The sequence below is a fragment of the Amycolatopsis pretoriensis genome, from assembly GCF_900107925.1.
In the GTDB taxonomy this organism is placed as follows: Bacteria; Actinomycetota; Actinomycetes; order Mycobacteriales; family Pseudonocardiaceae; genus Amycolatopsis; species Amycolatopsis pretoriensis.
Map to the genome: position 1 here is coordinate 1,166,469 of NZ_FNUJ01000001.1, position 16,157 is coordinate 1,182,625.

Sequence of the window (16,157 nt, forward strand, 5' to 3'; positions counted from 1 at the left end):
GCGCACCCGCGCCGCCCCGGTGGTCACTTCTTCGCGGGGGCGCGGGGGTCGGTGGCCTGGAGGTCGAAGACGCGGCCGAGGGAGACGAGTGCTTCGTCGAGGTGGCTGAGGCTGGAGAGGACGGCGCGGGTTTCGGCCTGCTCGACGCGGTCGGAGACCGGGGTGCCGTCGTCGCGCACGAGCGTGCCGGGTGTGGGGCCACCCGGCGCGTCGAGTGCTTTGCGCAGGACGTCGATGTTGGCCAGGAGCCGGCCGGTGAACTGGCGGAGGCGGTCGGTGTCGGGGCCGGCGAGCATTCCGGGCTGGGCGCGGGCGGCGACGTGGCGGGCGCGGAAGGCGATGGTTTCCAGGGTGGTGAGGACGTGCCAGCCGTAGTCGCGGCGGGCGCTGCGGAGGTTGACCGGGTGGGTGAGCGGTTCGACGGTGGTGCGGACCTGTTCGACGGCGCGGTCGAGGTCGCGGGAGAGTTCGATGATGTTGACGTTCTCTTCGCCGGCGAGCAGGTCGCGGCTGTGCTCGAGGAACTCCGCCAGTTCGTCGAGGACGGCGACGATGTCGTCGAGCATGACCGCGCGGGTGCGGACGGGGACGATGACGACGGCGGCGAGGATGCCGGCGGCGGCGCCGACCGCGGTTTCGGCGACGCGGATCCAGAGCACGGCGAGGCTGAACGTGCCGAGCAGGCTGTAGAGCAGGCCGAGCATGCTGGTGATGAAGAAGGCCATCACGACCTGGGAGACGCGGGCGGTGTAGACCATCCCGAAGACGCAGACCAGGATCAGCGAGAGCGTGGCCGGGGTGTTGCCGCCGACCAGCAGCGCGAGCAGGACGCCGCCGACGATGCCGATGAGGGTGCCGCCGAGGCGGCGGACGCCCTTGACGAAGGTGGCGCCGGCGCTGGAGGCGCCGATGAACACGACGAAGACGGTGAGCACGGCCCAGTACCAGCGCTGGTGGGAGACGAGTTCGCCGCCGAGCACGGCGAGGCCGCCGCCGACGACGGCCTGGATGGCGCTGCGGGTGCGGTTGTCGTAGGCAAAGGCCGGGGTCGGCTCGTCGTCGTCTTCGTCGTCGAGCGGGTCCACTGTGGACTCGGGTGCCGCGGCGCGCTGGGCGCGGTCGTCGGCCAGGGCGAGCTCGGCCAGTGCTTTGCGGACGCCGTCGCCGGGGGCGGCGTGAGAGTCGATGCGGCTGCCTTCGACGAGCATCCGGCTGTATTCGCCGGTCTGGCTGATCAGCGGGAGTTCGCGCGGGTCGCGTTCCATCAGGGCGCGGAAGCGGGCGAGGCGGGCGATGAGGTCGTCGCGGACGTCGGTGGTGAGTTCGTCGGAGCAGGTGCGCTGGACGGTGATGGCGAGCCACTGGACGGCGAGCTCGACTTCGATGGCGCGGCGGCGCAGCCGGTCGGCGGCACGGGCGTCGACGACGTCGGGGGCGGCGTCCTCGATGAGCAGGACGCACTCGTGGAGCCGGGCCAGTGCGTGGCGGAGCTGTTTGCGGGTGCGCTCGCTGCCGTTGACGGCGAGGTGCGCCTCGGTGGCGCGCACGACCGCGGCGAGGCGGGCGCGGAAGGCGCGGCGCACGCGCAGGAACTCCGCTTCGGCGTTGTGGCGCAGCAGGACGAACCGGACGACGGCGTTGGCGAGGACGCCGACGGCGAGGGCCATCAGCAGCTGTGGCACCTGGGCGAGGTGGGCCTGCAGGAACATCGGGAAGAAGAACAGGAAGAACCCGATCGACCCGAGCGCGGTGCCGCGGGCGCCGAAGCGCTGGGCGTAGACCGCGACGAAGATCAGCAGGACGAACACGACGCTGTCCATCGGCGGCAGCGCGGAGCTGAGGCTGGCGACGGTGATCGACGCGGCCCCGGTGAGGAACGCCAGCACCAGGGTGACGGCCTGGCCGCCGGGGGTGGCGTCGTTGACGGTGAACGCCGTCATCATCGCCGCGATGGCGCCGACCAGCATCACGGTGAGCGGGACGTGCGTGGGCAGCAGCGCGGCCACGGCCAGGACGATGCCGAGGACGGCGGAGCCGGCCAGCCGCAGCCGGACCAGGCCGGGGTCGGCCGCGGCCAGCCGGTCGAGCGCGGCGGTGCGGAAGTGGTTCATCGGGCGAGCAGCTCCCACTGGGCGAGGGTGGTGCGGCCGCCGCGGGTGGCGGTGATCCGCAGCCGGTAGTGCGGGCAGGCCGCCGGGGCGGCGAGGGTGAACGGGCGGGTCTGGCGGCGCCAGCGGAACAGTTCGCCGGTGCGTTCGTCCAGGGTGGTCCAGTGGGTGCCGTCGTCGGAGCCTTCGAGGATCCACGCGCTGGGGTCGCCGCGGCGGGTGCCGGAGGTGAGCGTGTACATCGTGACCTCCCGGGGTTCGCCGGTGACGGTGAACTCGACCGACGGCGTGGCGCTCGAGAAGGTGACCTGGGTGCGGGTGGTGTCGTCGAAGAGCGCGCCGAGGTTCTTGGCGTCCTCGCTGGTGGCGGTGCCGGTAACGTCGGAGATCGGGGCCGGGGGGTCGGCGGGGGGCGGCGGGGCACCCCAGCCGGTGGGTTCGGTCGTGAGGTCGAAGACGAGTTCGGCGCCGGCGGCGAGGGTGGCGTGGGCGATGGACGTCGTGTCGTGCGGTTCGCCGTCGACGGTCAGGCCGCGGACGTAGACGGTGTCGTCGGTGTTGCCGGGGGCGTGGACGACGAGCTTGCGGCCTTCGCCCAGGTGCACGGTCGCCTTCTCGAACAGCGGCGAGCCGATCGCGTAGCGCGGGCTGCCGACGGCCAGGGGGTAGAAGCCGAGGGCGCTGAACACCCACCAGGCGGACATCTCGCCGTTGTCCTCGTCGCCGGGGTAGCCCTGGCCGATCTCGCTGCCCAGGTAGAGCCGGCGCAGCACTTCCCGCACGACGCGCTGGGCCTTCGCGGGCGCGCCGGCGAGGTTGTAGAGGTAGGGGATGTGGTGCGAGGGCTGGTTGGAGTGACCGTACTGGCCCAGGCGGACGTCGCGGGCCTCGGTCATCTCGTGGATGAGGCCGCCGTACGCGCCGGGGCGGCGGCCGGTCTCGGGGGTCGCGGAGACTTCGTCGAGCTTCGCTTCGAGGCCGGCGTTGCCGCCGTGCAGCGCGGCGAGGCCGGGGCCGTCGTGGGGCGCGGTGAAGGCGGTGTTCCAGGCGTTGGTCTCGACGAAGTCGCCGCCCCACGCGGCCGGGTCGTAGCCTTCGGGACCGAACTTGCGGCGGCCGTCGCGGTGGCGGCCCTGGAAGAAGCCGATCACCGGGTCGAAGTGGTGGACGTAGTGCTTGGCGCGCTCGCGGAAGTAGGCGGCGTGTTCGGCGTACATCCGCGCCCGCTCTCCGGAGCTTTCACGTGAAAGCTCCGCGGCGAGGTTGGCGAGGCCGAAGTCGTTGATGCACCCTTCCAGGGCCCAGGACAGTCCTTCGTGGACGGACACCGGCGTGTACCCGAGGAAGATCGACTCCTCGAGACCCTTGCGGCCGACCGAGCGGTGCGGCGCGGTGACGGTGGCGTTCTTCAGCGCGGCGTCGTAGGCGGCCTCGACGTCGAAGTTGCGGACGCCCTTGAGGTAGGCGTCGGCGAACGCGACGTCCGAACTGGTGCCGGTCATCAGGTCCGCGTAACCCGGCGAGGACCAGCGGGAGATCCAGCCGCCTTCGCGGTACTGCTGGACGAACCCGTCCACCATCCGGCCGCAGTGCTCCGGGGTGAACAGCGCGTACGCGGGCCAGGTGGTGCGGTAGGTGTCCCAGAAGCCGTTGTTGACGTACATTTCGCCGTCGACGACCTTCGCGCCGGTGCGCCGCCGGGTGCTCGGCCACCGCCGCCGCACCACAGGGCTCGCGTGCCGGACGCCCTTCGGGGTGTTCTCGTGCGCGGCGTTCGGGTAGAGGAACAGCCGGTAGAGGTTGGAGTAGAGCGTGGTGCGCTGGTCCTCGGTGGCGCCTTCGACCTCGACCCGGCCCAGCTGCTCCTGCCACCGCGCCCGCGCCTGGTCGCGGACCTGCTCGAACGTCGTCCCGGCCGGGATCTCCAGCTCGAGGTTGCGCTTGGCCTGGGCCAGGCTGATCAGCGACGTCGCGATCCGCAGCGTCGCGTCGGGACCGTCGAACTCGAAGTAGCCCGACACCCGCCGCCACGGAGGCACGCGGACCTTCGCCCCGCGCGTCGCCGGGGCGTCGGTGACGCCGTAGACGAACATCCGGCGCGCGCCGGCCGAGAGGCGGCTGCGGACCCGGGTGTACCCGCTGATCTCGCCGGTGTCGGCGTCGATCCGCAGGCGGCCGCGGTTGCGGACGTTGTCGAACAGCAGCCAGCCGTGCTTGTCCGGGAACGTGAACCGCAGGATCGCCGCGTGCGACGTCGGCGCCAGGTCGGCGGTCATGCCGTTGGCGAACCGGACGCCGTAGTGGTGCGGTGAGTCGGTCTCGTCGTCGTGGGAGAACGCCAGCGCGCGCTTGCGGCGATCGCGTTCGACCGGGCCGGTGCCCGGCATGACGTGGAAGGTGTGCCGGTCGCCCATCCACGGGCTCGGCTGGTGCGACAGCGCGAACGCCTGCAGTGCCGGGCGGTTCTCCTCGTCGTTGTGGCGGTGGTATGAGTAGATCCAGTTGGTGACACCCGCGTCGGTCACCGGGGTCCAGAAGTTGAACCCGTGCGGCACCGCCGTGGCCGGGAAGTTGTTGCCGCGGGAGAACTCGCCGCTGGAGTGCGTACCGCGGGTCGTGCGGACGCAGTCGACGGGATCGCGCGGCGGATCGGCTGGCTCGGCGACGCGGACGTCGTCGAGCCAGCCGGTGATCTCCCCGGGCGCGTCGGTGCGCAGCACGATCCGGGTGAGCCGGCGCCCGGCGAACGCCCCGAGCGGACGGCGGACGGCGTTCCACTGGTCCACCCACAGCGTCTTGTCGTCGACCGGGTCGAACCCGGCGGTGGTGCCGTCGGCGAATTCGACGTCGAGGCTGACCCGGGTGGCGTGGTATGCCGGGATGTCGCCATCGGAGCGGGGGAAGACCACATAGGACAGCTCGGTGCGCTCGGTGACGGGCGCGTCGAGCTCGAACAGGACGCTGCGGGGGCGTGCGGTGTAGCGCAGGGCCCTGACCCCGGTGAAGCCGACGCCGGGCTTGGCCGTGGGGGAGCGGTCCGGTCCGCTGTCGACCGTCAGAGCGGCGTCCGCCGGCTGCGGATCACCGGTTTCGAAGGACGAGAAGAACACGGCGTCGGGCATGCGCCCACCGTATCGGCCGAACGGCGTAGCGTGTGCTCGACGCGGGGGAGGAGGCCACGGTGAGCACGCACACCGTCCGGAACGAGGGCGCCGAGCTGCGCTACGAGCTGCGGGGCGACGGGCCGCTCCTGCTGCTGATCCCCGGCCGCGGCGGCTCCGGCGCCCGCTACGCGGCACTCGCGCGGCGGCTGGCCGGCACGTACGCGGTGCTCACCTACGACCGTCGCGGCCCGGACGCCGACTTCGACCTGGGCCAGCAGGCCCGCGACGCGGCGGCGGTGATCCACGCGGCGGCCCCGCGAGCGGCGGTGTTCGGCCAGGGCGGCGGCGGTTCGGTGGCGTTCGAGCTGGCGGCCCAGCTCCCGGACGCGGTGACCGAGCTGGTGGTCCACGAGGCCCCGGCGATCACGTTGCTCCCGGACGCGCCGAAGTGGCTGGCGCTGGCCCGCGAGGTCCGCGAGGCGCACGAGCGGATCGGGCTGGAGGCGGCGCTGGCGTTGGCGGGGCTGACGTCGGCCGAGTTCCCGGACCGACCCTCGGCGGCGGCGTTCCTGGCGCGCGAGTTCCCGGCGGTGGTCCTGCACACCCCGGACCTCGACGCGGTCCGCCGCACGGGAATCCCGGTGGTCACGGCGGCGGGCGAGGCCAGCAGGGACACGTGCCTGGAGCGGTCGGCGCGGATCCAGGCGGAGCATTTGGCGTGCCGGTACGCGCGGTTCCCGGGGGGACACCGCGGGTTCGAGTCGGATGTGGATGCCTTCGCCCCGGCGCTGTGCACAACGCTGGCCCGGCTGCGGCGGTTCTGAGCACGGGACCGGGTCGCACTCGGCACGGCTGCGAGCGGCCGGTCGGTCGGATCTGGTCACGAGAACCCGCGCCGCACGCCTCGACCATGGCAACCCGCGCCGGCTGACTGCGCCGGGGTCGAGGCCGGGCGGCAGCCAGAACCGCCGCACACCCCACTACGGCAACTCGCGACGGCCGGCTGCGCTCGGGCGGCAGGCCGAACCGCGGTCACCTCGACCACACCAATCCGCGCTGGCTGACCGCGCTCGGGCCGAGGCTGGGGCCGAGCGCGACGGCCGGGCTGGCGCCGCAGCACCACATCCCCGGCGACGCCAACCCGCGCCGGCTCACCGCGCTCGGGCCGGGGCCGAGCGCAGCCGGCCGAACCACGGCCACCGGCTGGGGCCGAGCTGCCGCCTGCAGCACCGCAGGCCCTCGCCACGCCAACCCGCGCCGGCTGACCGCGTCCGAGGGGCGGCACTTTCACGTGAAAGTGCCGCCCCTCGGGGACCACGCGAACCCGTGACCGCTCAGTCCGGCCGCCCGCCGAACTGCCAGCGATGCACCTCGACCCCGGCATACCTCCCCGGCGCAAGCACCTCCCGCGCGGCCACCGCGTCCGGCGCCCGCAACAGCACCGCCGTCCCCAGCCAAGCCTCACCGTCGTCCGACAGCAGCGGCCCGCACGCGATCAGCTCGTCCCGCGCCCCCTCGACCTCGACCGGCGAGCCCGACCCGAACCCGAGCACCAGCCACCGCTCCCCACCTTCCCGGCCACCCGGGAACTCCCACATCGTCCGCCCCAGTTCGTCGCGCCACCGGCGCAGCAGCACGTCCCGGTACACCCCGGCCTGGTAGCCGGGCTCCTCGAACGCGAACGCCCGCGCGGCCGCCGGGTCCGGCAACTCGAGCACGTGCACACTGCCCGTCGGCCGGTCACCGTCGAACGTCGGGCCGCGCGCGATCATCCCCGGGAACCGGTCCATGTAGGACCAGTGCTCCTCGAGCAGCTCCCGGCGCAGGGCCGCCGAGCCCGGCCGGTCGCGGTGGTAGCAGAAGAACTCCATGACGCGAGGATGCCCTCCCCACCGGACCGGCGGGGAGGGCATCCAGGGCACTACGGGACTAGATCTTCGCGCACTGCCCCGCGGCCGGGCCGCGGACGGTGTTCGGCAGGTCGTAGTCCGTCGGCACCGGCGAGTTGGCCGCGCACGCCAGCGGGCCGCCGATCGTGCTCGCGGTGAGCACCGGCCCGTGGTTGCCGGTCAGCGCGACCGGGCCACCGACGGTCGTCAGCTCGATCGACACCGTGCCGGTCGTCCCGGTGATCGCCACCGGTCCGCCGATCTTCGTGCGGTTCAGCACGACCTGGCCGGCGCCGGTCGCCGACAGCGGGCCGTTGACCGAACCGCCGCGCACCACCAGCGACGCGCCCGGGGCAACCGTCACCGGACCCGACACCGTCGCGTCCTGCAGGCACACCGTGCCGGACGAGACCGTGAGCGGGCCGTTCGAAGTACCCGTGATGGTGCGAGTGCAGGAGGCGTCCGGCTTGCCCAGCAGCTCGAACTCGGCCACCTGCGCCGGGGCGCCGGTGCTGGTCGCGGTGACTTCGAGCTTGTAGTAGGCGTAGTGCGCCGGGTTGGCCACCTTGAACGCGCGGGTCTGCTGCCGCCAGCTGAACGCCTGGTTCGTCTGCTGGTCGGCCACCGCCCAGGTCTTGCCGTCGTAGGAGCCCTTCAGCGTCCAGCTCTTCGGGTCACCCGCACCGGTCTGGGACGTCAGCGTGTAGTGCGTGACGGCCTCGTCGGTGTTGTTCAGCTGGTACTGCAGGGCCCCGGTGACGGCGGCCTGGGTACGCGAGGTGTTGTCGAGCAGCGCCGAGCCGTTCGAACCGTCCGAAGTGGACAGCGTGCCCTTGCCCGCGCCGGTCTCGTCGTGCAGCGGCGTGGCCACCGCGTCACCCGTGGTGATCGACTTCGGCGCGTCGTTCGGGCCGGTGCCCCACTTGGAGGGGTTCGGGCCCATGTCGAAGTCGATCGTCCCGCCGCGCGCGATCAGGTCCTGCGGCAGCGACGTCGAGGAGTACGCCTTGCCGTTGACCTTCACGCCCTGGACGTAGACGTTCTTCGCGCTGTTCTTCGGCGCGTTGATCACCAGGTTCTTGCCGCCGGCCAGGTGGATGGTGGCCTTCTTGAACAGCGGCGACCCGATCGCGTAGTTCGGGCTGCCCATCTGCAGCGGGTAGAAGCCCAGCGCGCTGAAGATGTACCACGCGGACATCTCGCCGTTGTCCTCGTCGCCCGCGTAGCCCTGGCCGATCTCGGCGCCGTTGTAGAGCCGCGAGAGGGCTTCACGGACCTTCGCCTGCGTCTTCGACGGCTGACCCGCGTAGTCGTACATGTAGAGCAGGTGGTGCGCCGGCTGGTTGGAATGGCCGTACTGGCCCATCCGCACGTCCCGCGCCTCCCGCATCTCGTGGATCACGCCCCCGTAGGAACCGGGGAAGGTGGCGGTCTCCTGGTCGGCGAAGAACTGGTCCAGCTTGTTCGCCAGACCCGCCTGCCCGCCGTAGAGGTTAGCCAGGCCCTTGCCGTCCTGCGGCACGGTGAACGCCATGCCCCAGCCGTCGGTCTCGGTGTAGTCGCCGCCCCACGAGCGCGGGTCGTACTGGTCCTTGGTCTTGGTGAACTTGCCGTTCGCGTCCTTGCCCTGGAAGAACCCGACGCTCGGGTCGAACAGGTTCACGTACTGCTGGGCGCGGCTGGTGAAGTACTCGTAGTTCTCCTGGTACTCCGCCTTGCGCGGGTCGTTCGGCGCGGCTTCCTCGGCCAGCTTCTTCGACAGGTTCGCGATGCCGAAGTCGTTGACGTAACCCTCGATCGCCCACGAGAAGCCCTCGCTGGCGGTGTTGGGCGTGTAGCCGAGGAAGATGCCCTGGTCCAGGCCCTTGCGCCCGACCGCCGAGTTCGGCGGCGTGACCGTGGCGTTCTTGATCGCCGCGTCGTAGGCCGACTTGACGTCGAAGTTGCGGACGCCCTTGAGGTAGGCGTCGGCGAACGCGACGTCGGAACTGGTGCCGGTCATCAGGTCCGCGTAGCCGGGGGAGGACCAGCGCGCGATCCAGCCGCCGTCGCGGTACTGCTGCACGAACCCGTCGACCATCTTCCCGGCCATGTCGGGGGTGAGCAGCGAGTACGCCGGCCAGGTCGTGCGGTAGGTGTCCCAGAAGCCGTTGTTGACGTACATCTGGCCGTCGACCACCTTCGACCCGGTCTGGGTCGCGGTGTCCGCGCCGGTCTTCGGCGACACGGGGCTCGCGTACTTGTACGCGGGCTTGTCGGCGGTGCCGGTGTTCTCCGCCTGGGTGTTCGGGTAGAGGAACAGCCGGTAGAGGTTCGAGTAGAGCGTCGTGAGCTGGTCCTTCGACGCGCCCTCGACCTCGATCACCTTGAGCTGGTCGTCCCACGCCTTCTGGGCGGCGTCGCGCACGGTGTCGAACGTCGCGGCGGGGGCGATTTCCTGCGCGAGGTTCTTCTTCGCCTGGTCGACGCTGATCAGCGACGTCGCGATCCGCATGTTCACGGTCTTGTCGGCGCCGGCGTCGAACCGCAGGTAGCCGGTGACGTTGTCGCGGCCCTGCCCGGTGAGCTTGCCGCCCGCGGTGACCGGCTTGTCGAACGTCGCGTAGACGAACATCCGGCCCGCGCCGGCGTACACGTTGGTCTCGGTGTAGCCCGAGAGCGTGCCCGCCGCGGTGTCGAGCGTGAGCCCGGCGGAGTTGTTGACGCTGTCGAAGATCAGGCTCGAGTCCGCGCCCGGGAAGGAGAACTTCATCATCGCCGCGTGGTCGGTCGGCGCGATCTCGGTCTTGATCCCGTTCTCGAACTGGACGCCGTAGTAGTGCGCCCGCGCGACCTCGTCGCTGTGCTTGAACGGCAGCGCGCGCTTGTCGCGGTTGGCGTCGGGCACCCCGGCGGCCGCGGACGGCATCACCTGGAACGCCTGCCGGTCACCCATCCACGGGCTCGGCTCGTGGCTCACGCTGAACGCCTGCAGCTGCGGGAGGTTCTGCGCGTTGTTCTGGGTGCTGTAGTTGTAGAGCCAGCTGCCCGACCCGGCGTCGGTGACCGGGGTCCAGAAGTTGAACCCGTGCGGCACCGCCGTGGCCGGGAAGTTGTTGCCGCGGGAGAAGGTGCTGTTGGCCATCGTGCCCCGGGTCGTGACCACGTTGTCACTCGGGCGGGTGCTCGCGGGCGGGGTCGGGGTCGCCGACACCTTCACGTCGTCCAGCCAGCCCTGCAGCGAGCCCGCGCCGTTCGGGTTGTCGTAGCCGACCAGGATCCGGTCGATCGTCTTGCCCTTGGCGACCTGCCCGATCGCCGAGCGCACCAGGTTCCACTGGTTGGCGTAGAGCACCTTCGAGGCGCCCTGGCCCTCCGGCGTCAGCGGGAAGCCGTACTGGTCGGTCGCACCCAGGTCGCGCAGGTACGTGCCGTCGGTGAAGGCCAGGTCGATCGCGACGTTGGTGCTCGGGTACTTCAGGTCGCCGGTGATGAACTGCGGCTGGACCTTGTAGGACAGCTCGGTCGAGGCCACGACCGGCACGTTCACGTCGAAGATCTTGTTGTACGACCAGCCGTGCGCGGCGGTCTGCGTGCCGGAGTAGCGGAACGCCTTGAGCCCGGTGAAGCCGACGCGGTTCTTGTTCGTGTACCCGCTGGTCGGACCGGAGTCGGTGAAGCTGCGCATGTTCGGCAGCGGCGGCGGTGCCGGGTCGTCGTTGGCCAGCAGCAGCTCCGACAGCTGCAGGATCGGGCCGCCGTTGTTGCGCGTGACGTCGAGCCGGTAGTACTTGTACGCCGCGCTCGGCGCGGCCAGCTTATAGTCCTTCTGCTGGAACCGCGCGGTGAACGCCTGGTCGGTCTGCTTGTCCAGGTCGGTCCACGAGCTCGCGTCGTTCGAGCCCTGCAGCGTCCAGTCCTTGGGGTCGCGCTCGTCGAAGTCGTTGGCCGAAGAGATCGCGTAGTGCGTGATCGAGGTGGCCTCGGACAGGTTCAGCTGCGCCCACGCCGTGGGGTCCCAGGACAGCCACTTCGTGTCGGTGGTGCCGTCGACGAGGTTCGCGACGACCTCGCCGCCGTCGGTGTTCTCGCTGCTGGCGCTGGTCTCGGTGACCTTGCCGCGGATGTCGCCCGGGATCGCGGTGCCGTTCGCGCCGTTCACACCGGACGCCCGCGGCTTGCCCGCCGCGTCGGTGTCCACGGTGTCGGTCCAGGTCGGCTGGACGTCACCGGGCTCGAAGGAGGACGAGAAATCCGCGGGAAGGGCTTCTTCGGCGGCGGACGCCGTGGCGGGGAGGGCGACCAGGCCGGCGGCGACCACGGCGGCGGTCACCAGGAAAGCGACCGGCGGTCTGGCGCTTCGGGGCATCGTTGCTCCAAGCTCTGGAGGGTGAACTGGGGACCGACGGACGGGGACCGGCGGCGCCCAGAGAGCGAAACGCGCGGGTGACATCGATGTCAAGACCGGTCGGCAAACCTGGCCAGAACTGGACAACCGAGGGGACACCGAACCCATGAGACCAGTCCGGATCTTCACCGCACTCACGACTCTCCTGCTCGCTACCACCGGGTGCGCCGCGGTGGCCGCGGCCAACCCCGAGCCGGAATCACCCGTCCGGCCGATCACCGCCTGCGGCGACCTCGTCCGCGGGTTCGCCCTCCCGGGCGCCACCACGCACGTCACGTCGGCCGCCGTCGTCCCCGCGACCGCCACCGACCCCGAATACTGCGGCGTGCGGGGATACGTCGAACCGGCCGTGCGGTTCGAACTGCGGCTGCCCACCAAGACCTACGCCGGGCGCTACCTGCAGTACGGCTGCGGCGGCTTCTGCGGCGTGATCACCCCGCCCGCCTTCGCCGACTGCGGCCTGCCCCACGGCGGCGACGTCGCCGTCGCGGCCACCGACGGCGGGCACGTCGGCACGACCCCCACCGTCGTCGACGACGGCAGCTGGGGCGCGCACGACCAGGCCGCGCGCGACGACTTCGAGTTCCGCGCACCCCACGTCGTCTCCCGCGCGTCGAAGGCGATCATCCAGGCGTTCTACGGCTCCCCGCCGCGCAAGTCCTACTTCACCGGCTGCTCCGACGGCGGCCGCGAAGGCCTGCTGCTGGCCCAGCGCTACCCGGCGGACTTCGACGGCATCGACGCCGGAGCCCCCGCGAACTACTGGGGACCGCTGCTCGGGGAGTACCAGACGTGGCTCGCGCGAGCCAACACCGCCGCCGACGGCAGCCCCGTCCTCACCGCCGCCAAGCTGCCCGCGCTGCACAACGCGGTGCTCGCCGCCTGCGACCGGCTCGACGGGCTCACCGACGGCCAGCTCGACGACCCGCGTGCCTGCCGCTTCGACCCGGCGACGCTGACCTGCGCCGGCGCCGACACGCCGTCCTGCCTCACCCCGGCCCAGGTCGCCGTCGTCCGCAAGCTGTACTCGCCGCCGACCGACGCCCACGGGACGCTGCTCTACCCCGGCGGCCAGCAGCCCGGCTCCGAGCTGTCCTGGGCCGGCTGGATCATCGCGACACCCGAGACCGGCGGGTTCGCCTTCGCCCGCAGCCTCGCCGACAACTACCTGCGCTACCTCGGTTACCCGATCGGCGCGCCGGCCTCGACGGTGGACACCTTCGCCTTCACCCGGCGCGAATTCGACCGGCTCACCCCGGTCGGCGTCCGCTACGACGCGCTGAGCCTCGACCTGTCGGCGTTCCACCGGCGCGGCGGCAAGCTCGTGCTGTGGCACGGCTGGGCCGACGAGGCCATCCCGCCGGCCGGCACGCTCGACTACTACCAGCGGCTCACCGGCGGCCACGCCCAGGACTGGGTCCGGCTGTTCATGGTCCCGTCGCTCTACCACTGCGGCGGCGGCACCACGCTGACCGAGTTCGACCCGCTCCAGCAGCTGGTCGCCTGGGTCGAACGCGGCACCACACCCACGGTGGTGACCGCGACCGGCCGGGACGCCGACGGGAACGTCACCCGGACACGGCCGGTGTTCGCCTACCCGCGGCGAGCGGTCTACGACGGCACCGGCAGCGTCGACGACGCCGCCAACTTCCGCCCGGCACCGCCCGCCTCGCCGGTCCGGGACGTCGTCCACTGGGCCGGCGAGTACCTGTACGCGATCCCGGGCCCGGTAGCGCGGTAAAGCGGTCACGCGGGTCCGGCGCCGCCGCTAAGGTCGCGACCATGACGACGCCGGAACCCGCCGACCGTGTGCTCTCCCGCGCTTCCCTCGCCGAGGGCAGCCCGACCCGCTGGTTCGACGAGCTCTACACCGCCGCCGCCCGCGGCGAGGCCGAGGTCCCGTGGACCCGCGGCGCGCCCAACGCCGACCTGGCCGACTGGGTGGAGCCCGGCGAGGGCCGCCGGGCTCTGGTGGTGGGCAGCGCCCTGGGCGACGACTCGGAGCTGCTGGCCTCGCAGGGTTGGGCGGTGACGGGCTTCGACGTCGCCCCGACGGCGGTCGAGGCTGCCCGCGCGCGCTTCCCGGAGTCGGCGGTGGAGTACGTGGTGGCGGACCTGCTGAAGCCGCCGGGGGAGTGGCATCAGGCGTTCGACCTGGTGGTGGAGATCATGAACGTCCAGGCGATGCCCCGCACCTTCCGCTCGGCGGCGCTGACGTCCCTGGCGGGCTTTCTGGCACCGGAGGGGACGATGCTGGTCTCGGAGGTGGCGGAGGAGCACTTCGACATGGCGACGTGGGTGAGCCCGCCGTGGCCGTTCAGCCGAGCGGAGATCGAGTCGGTGGCCCAGGACGGCGTGAAGCTGCTGAGCCTGGAGACGATTCGCGACGGGGCCCGTTACTGGGCCGAGTTCACGCGGTAGCCAGGAACCGGGACAGCACCCGCGTCCCGAAGTGCAGGCCCTCCACCGGGACCCGCTCATCCACCCCGTGCGCCATCGCGCGGTACGGGAAGCCCTTCGGCAGCCACAGCGGTGCGAACCCGTAGTTCGCGATCCCCAGCTGCGCGAACGCCTTCGCGTCCGTGCCGCCCCCGAGGCAGTACGGCACCACCACGGCCTCGGGATCCTCCGCCCGCAACGCCGAAGCCATCGCCGAGAACCACGGCGAATCCACCGGCGCCTGCACCGGCGGCTGGTGTGCCACGAACTCCCGCGTCACCCCCTCGCCGAGCAGCTCGTCCAAAGCAAGGAACAACGACTCCTCGGTCCCCGGCAGCACACGCACGTCCACCTGCGCCGAAGCCGTCGACGGGATCACGTTCACCTTGTAGCCCGCGTCCAGCATCGTCGGGGTCGTGCTGTTGCGGACCGTCGGCAGCACCAGCGACCCCGCCGGCCCGAGCGCCGCCACCGCCGCGTCCACTCCGTCCGAAGTGGACAGATCCACCGGTACGCCCAGCGCGTCGCCGGTCCGTTCCAGGAACGCCCGCACCGCCGGGGTCAGCGACACCGGCCAGCGGTGCGCCGCGATCCGGTGCAACGCCCCCACCAACCGGGTGACGGCGTTCTCGTCGTTGGGCCGCGATCCGTGCCCCGCGCGGCCGCGGGCGGTCAGGCGCAGGTGCGCCGTGCCGCGCTCGGCCGTCCCGACCGGGTACAGGTGCACGTCACGGCCGTCGGCCGCCGGGACGTGGTAGGTGTAGCCGCCCGACTCGCTGATCGCCGCCACGCAGCCTTCGAACAACGAAGGATGGTGGGCCACCAGCCAGTGCGCGCCCCACTCGCCGCGGTCCTCCTCGTCGGCCACGAACGCCAGCACCAGCTCACGCCGCGGCCGCACCCCGCCGGCCAGCGCCGCGAGCACCATCGCCACGAAGTCCTTCATGTCGGTCGCGCCGCGGCCCCACAGGCAGCCGTCGCGGACCTCGCCGGCGAACGGGTCCACCGACCAGTCCGCCGCGTCCGCCGGGACGACGTCCAGGTGCCCCTGCACCAGCAGCGCCGGCAGCGACGGGTCGGTCCCCGGCACCCGCGCGATCACCGAAGCCCGTCCGGGTGCTGCCTCCAGGATCCGCGACGGGATGCCGAGGCCGTCCAGGAACGCGGCCACGTACTCGGCGGCCGGCCGCTCCGGGTTGGCGTCGTTGTTCCCGCGGTTGGTCGTGTCGAACCGGATCAGGTCCGCGCACAGCTCGACGACGTCAGCCATAGATGCCCTGCACCGCCCCCGCCGCGATCGCCGTGACGACCTTGAAGCACTTCATCGCCTCGGTCATGTCCGGCGCGTCGAACCCGACCCGCCGCGTCCCGATCTGCTCCACCGTCGGGATCACCGCCGTCGCCTGCGCCAGGTGGCTCGCGTCGAACTCCACCTCGATCCGGTGCGCCCCGACCCGCCGCTCTTCACGCCCGGCGCGCGCCATCGCGTCGGCCGCCGCGCCGGTCAGCAGGTCCGCCGTGCGCGCGGGCGGCAGGCAGATCGCCGCGTACCGGCTCACGCACTCCTTCACCTGGACCAGCTCCGCCTCCGGAGCGTAATCACGGGCGTCGTCACACGTTTCGTCGTCACCCGAAACGAGCAGGACAGGGACGCCGTACTCCGCGGCCATCGCCGCGTTCAGCCGGCCCTCGCTCGCCGGGACGTCGTCCAGCCACACCCCGGTGATCTGGTTCTCCAGGTAGGTGTGGGAGAGCACCCCGTCGAACCCGGCACCGGCGTGGTAGCCCAGGAACGCCACACCGTCCACACCGGAATCGATCCCCTGCATCATCGACAGCGGCTTGTGCCGCCCGGTCAGCATCCGCGCCCGTGGATCGAGGTCCTCCAGCAGCAGGTTCCGCTGCGCCGAGTGCGCCTCGTTGACCAGTACGTCCGCGGCCCCGGCCTCGAACAGCCCGGCCAGCACGGCGTTGACGTCGCCGGTGAACAGCCGCCGGAAGCGGTCCCACTGCGGCGAACCGGGCACGACGTCGTCGGTCCAGGTGACGCCGGTGGCGCCCTCCATGTCCGCCGAGATCAGGATGCGCATGCCCGGCACTCTAGCCAGGCCGCCCCGGCCCCGGACGCGGCTCCCCGATCACACCGTGTCACCGAAAGCGATCGATAACGATCGGACACCTGCCGCAGCGGCAACATATTGCGCGGTTGTGGCGGTATGTGGTTACTTCT

At 71.8% G+C, this 16,157-nt stretch carries 9 protein-coding genes; 3 read left to right on the forward strand and 6 right to left on the reverse strand.

Annotation, left to right across the window (positions count from 1 at the left end):
• Positions 1-23: 23 nt before the first annotated feature.
• Together BLV96_RS05430 and BLV96_RS05435 are read right to left on the reverse strand one after the other, a co-directional pair.
• A complete protein-coding gene (locus BLV96_RS05430) occupies positions 24-2,111 on the reverse strand; it encodes an FUSC family protein (protein WP_086679184.1) in 2,088 nt (695 codons plus the stop codon).
• Complete coding sequence (locus BLV96_RS05435) at positions 2,108-5,230, reverse strand: GH92 family glycosyl hydrolase (RefSeq protein WP_091388791.1); 3,123 nt, start codon at positions 5,228-5,230, stop codon at positions 2,108-2,110. The genes BLV96_RS05430 and BLV96_RS05435 overlap by 4 nt, the downstream gene beginning before the upstream one ends.
• A 59-nt stretch (positions 5,231-5,289) precedes the next feature.
• On the opposite strand from BLV96_RS05435, the gene BLV96_RS05440 reads away from it, so the two are divergent.
• Positions 5,290-6,036, forward strand: coding sequence for an alpha/beta fold hydrolase (locus BLV96_RS05440; RefSeq protein WP_158104194.1), 747 nt, complete (start codon positions 5,290-5,292; stop codon positions 6,034-6,036).
• A gap of 510 nt (positions 6,037-6,546) precedes the next feature.
• Here the strand turns inward: BLV96_RS05440 and BLV96_RS05445 are convergent.
• Positions 6,547-7,083 carry a YciI family protein gene (locus BLV96_RS05445; RefSeq protein ID WP_086679181.1) on the reverse strand — a complete coding sequence of 179 codons (537 nt, stop codon included), beginning with the start codon at positions 7,081-7,083 and terminating at the stop codon, positions 6,547-6,549.
• Positions 7,084-7,141: 58 nt separating this feature from the next.
• A complete protein-coding gene (locus BLV96_RS05450) occupies positions 7,142-11,449 on the reverse strand; it encodes a GH92 family glycosyl hydrolase (RefSeq protein WP_086679180.1) in 4,308 nt (1,435 codons plus the stop codon).
• Positions 11,450-11,594: 145 nt separating this feature from the next.
• Between BLV96_RS05450 and BLV96_RS05455 the strand changes: the two genes are divergently transcribed.
• Together BLV96_RS05455 and BLV96_RS05460 are read left to right on the forward strand one after the other, a co-directional pair.
• Positions 11,595-13,229, forward strand: a complete 1,635-nt coding sequence (locus BLV96_RS05455; RefSeq protein WP_086679179.1) for a tannase/feruloyl esterase family alpha/beta hydrolase — start codon at positions 11,595-11,597, stop codon at positions 13,227-13,229.
• Between the two features lie 41 nt (positions 13,230-13,270).
• Positions 13,271-13,909 carry a class I SAM-dependent methyltransferase gene (locus BLV96_RS05460; protein WP_086679178.1) on the forward strand — a complete coding sequence of 213 codons (639 nt, stop codon included), beginning with the start codon at positions 13,271-13,273 and terminating at the stop codon, positions 13,907-13,909.
• Here BLV96_RS05460 and BLV96_RS05465 read toward each other — a convergent pair.
• Positions 13,899-15,197, reverse strand: coding sequence for a M20/M25/M40 family metallo-hydrolase (locus BLV96_RS05465; protein WP_086679177.1), 1,299 nt, complete (start codon positions 15,195-15,197; stop codon positions 13,899-13,901). The genes BLV96_RS05460 and BLV96_RS05465 overlap by 11 nt on opposite strands.
• Positions 15,190-16,017 (reverse strand): M55 family metallopeptidase, encoded by an 828-nt coding sequence (locus BLV96_RS05470; protein WP_086679193.1) that lies wholly within the window; start codon positions 16,015-16,017, stop codon positions 15,190-15,192. The genes BLV96_RS05465 and BLV96_RS05470 overlap by 8 nt, the downstream gene beginning before the upstream one ends.
• Positions 16,018-16,157 lie beyond the last annotated feature (140 nt).

Excerpts from the sequence above, each read along its gene's own strand:
- BLV96_RS05470 (WP_086679193.1), bottom strand. The coding sequence starts at position 16,017 with ATGCGCATCCTGATCTCGGCGGACATGGAGGGCGCCACCGGCGTCACC.
- BLV96_RS05465 (WP_086679177.1), bottom strand. The coding sequence starts at position 15,197 with ATGGCTGACGTCGTCGAGCTGTGCGCGGACCTGATCCGGTTCGACACG.
- BLV96_RS05430 (WP_086679184.1), bottom strand. The coding sequence starts at position 2,111 with ATGAACCACTTCCGCACCGCCGCGCTCGACCGGCTGGCCGCGGCCGAC.
- BLV96_RS05435 (WP_091388791.1), bottom strand. The coding sequence starts at position 5,230 with ATGCCCGACGCCGTGTTCTTCTCGTCCTTCGAAACCGGTGATCCGCAG.
- BLV96_RS05450 (WP_086679180.1), bottom strand. The coding sequence starts at position 11,449 with ATGCCCCGAAGCGCCAGACCGCCGGTCGCTTTCCTGGTGACCGCCGCC.
- BLV96_RS05445 (WP_086679181.1), bottom strand. The coding sequence starts at position 7,083 with ATGGAGTTCTTCTGCTACCACCGCGACCGGCCGGGCTCGGCGGCCCTG.
- BLV96_RS05455 (WP_086679179.1), top strand. The coding sequence starts at position 11,595 with ATGAGACCAGTCCGGATCTTCACCGCACTCACGACTCTCCTGCTCGCT.
- BLV96_RS05460 (WP_086679178.1), top strand. The coding sequence starts at position 13,271 with ATGACGACGCCGGAACCCGCCGACCGTGTGCTCTCCCGCGCTTCCCTC.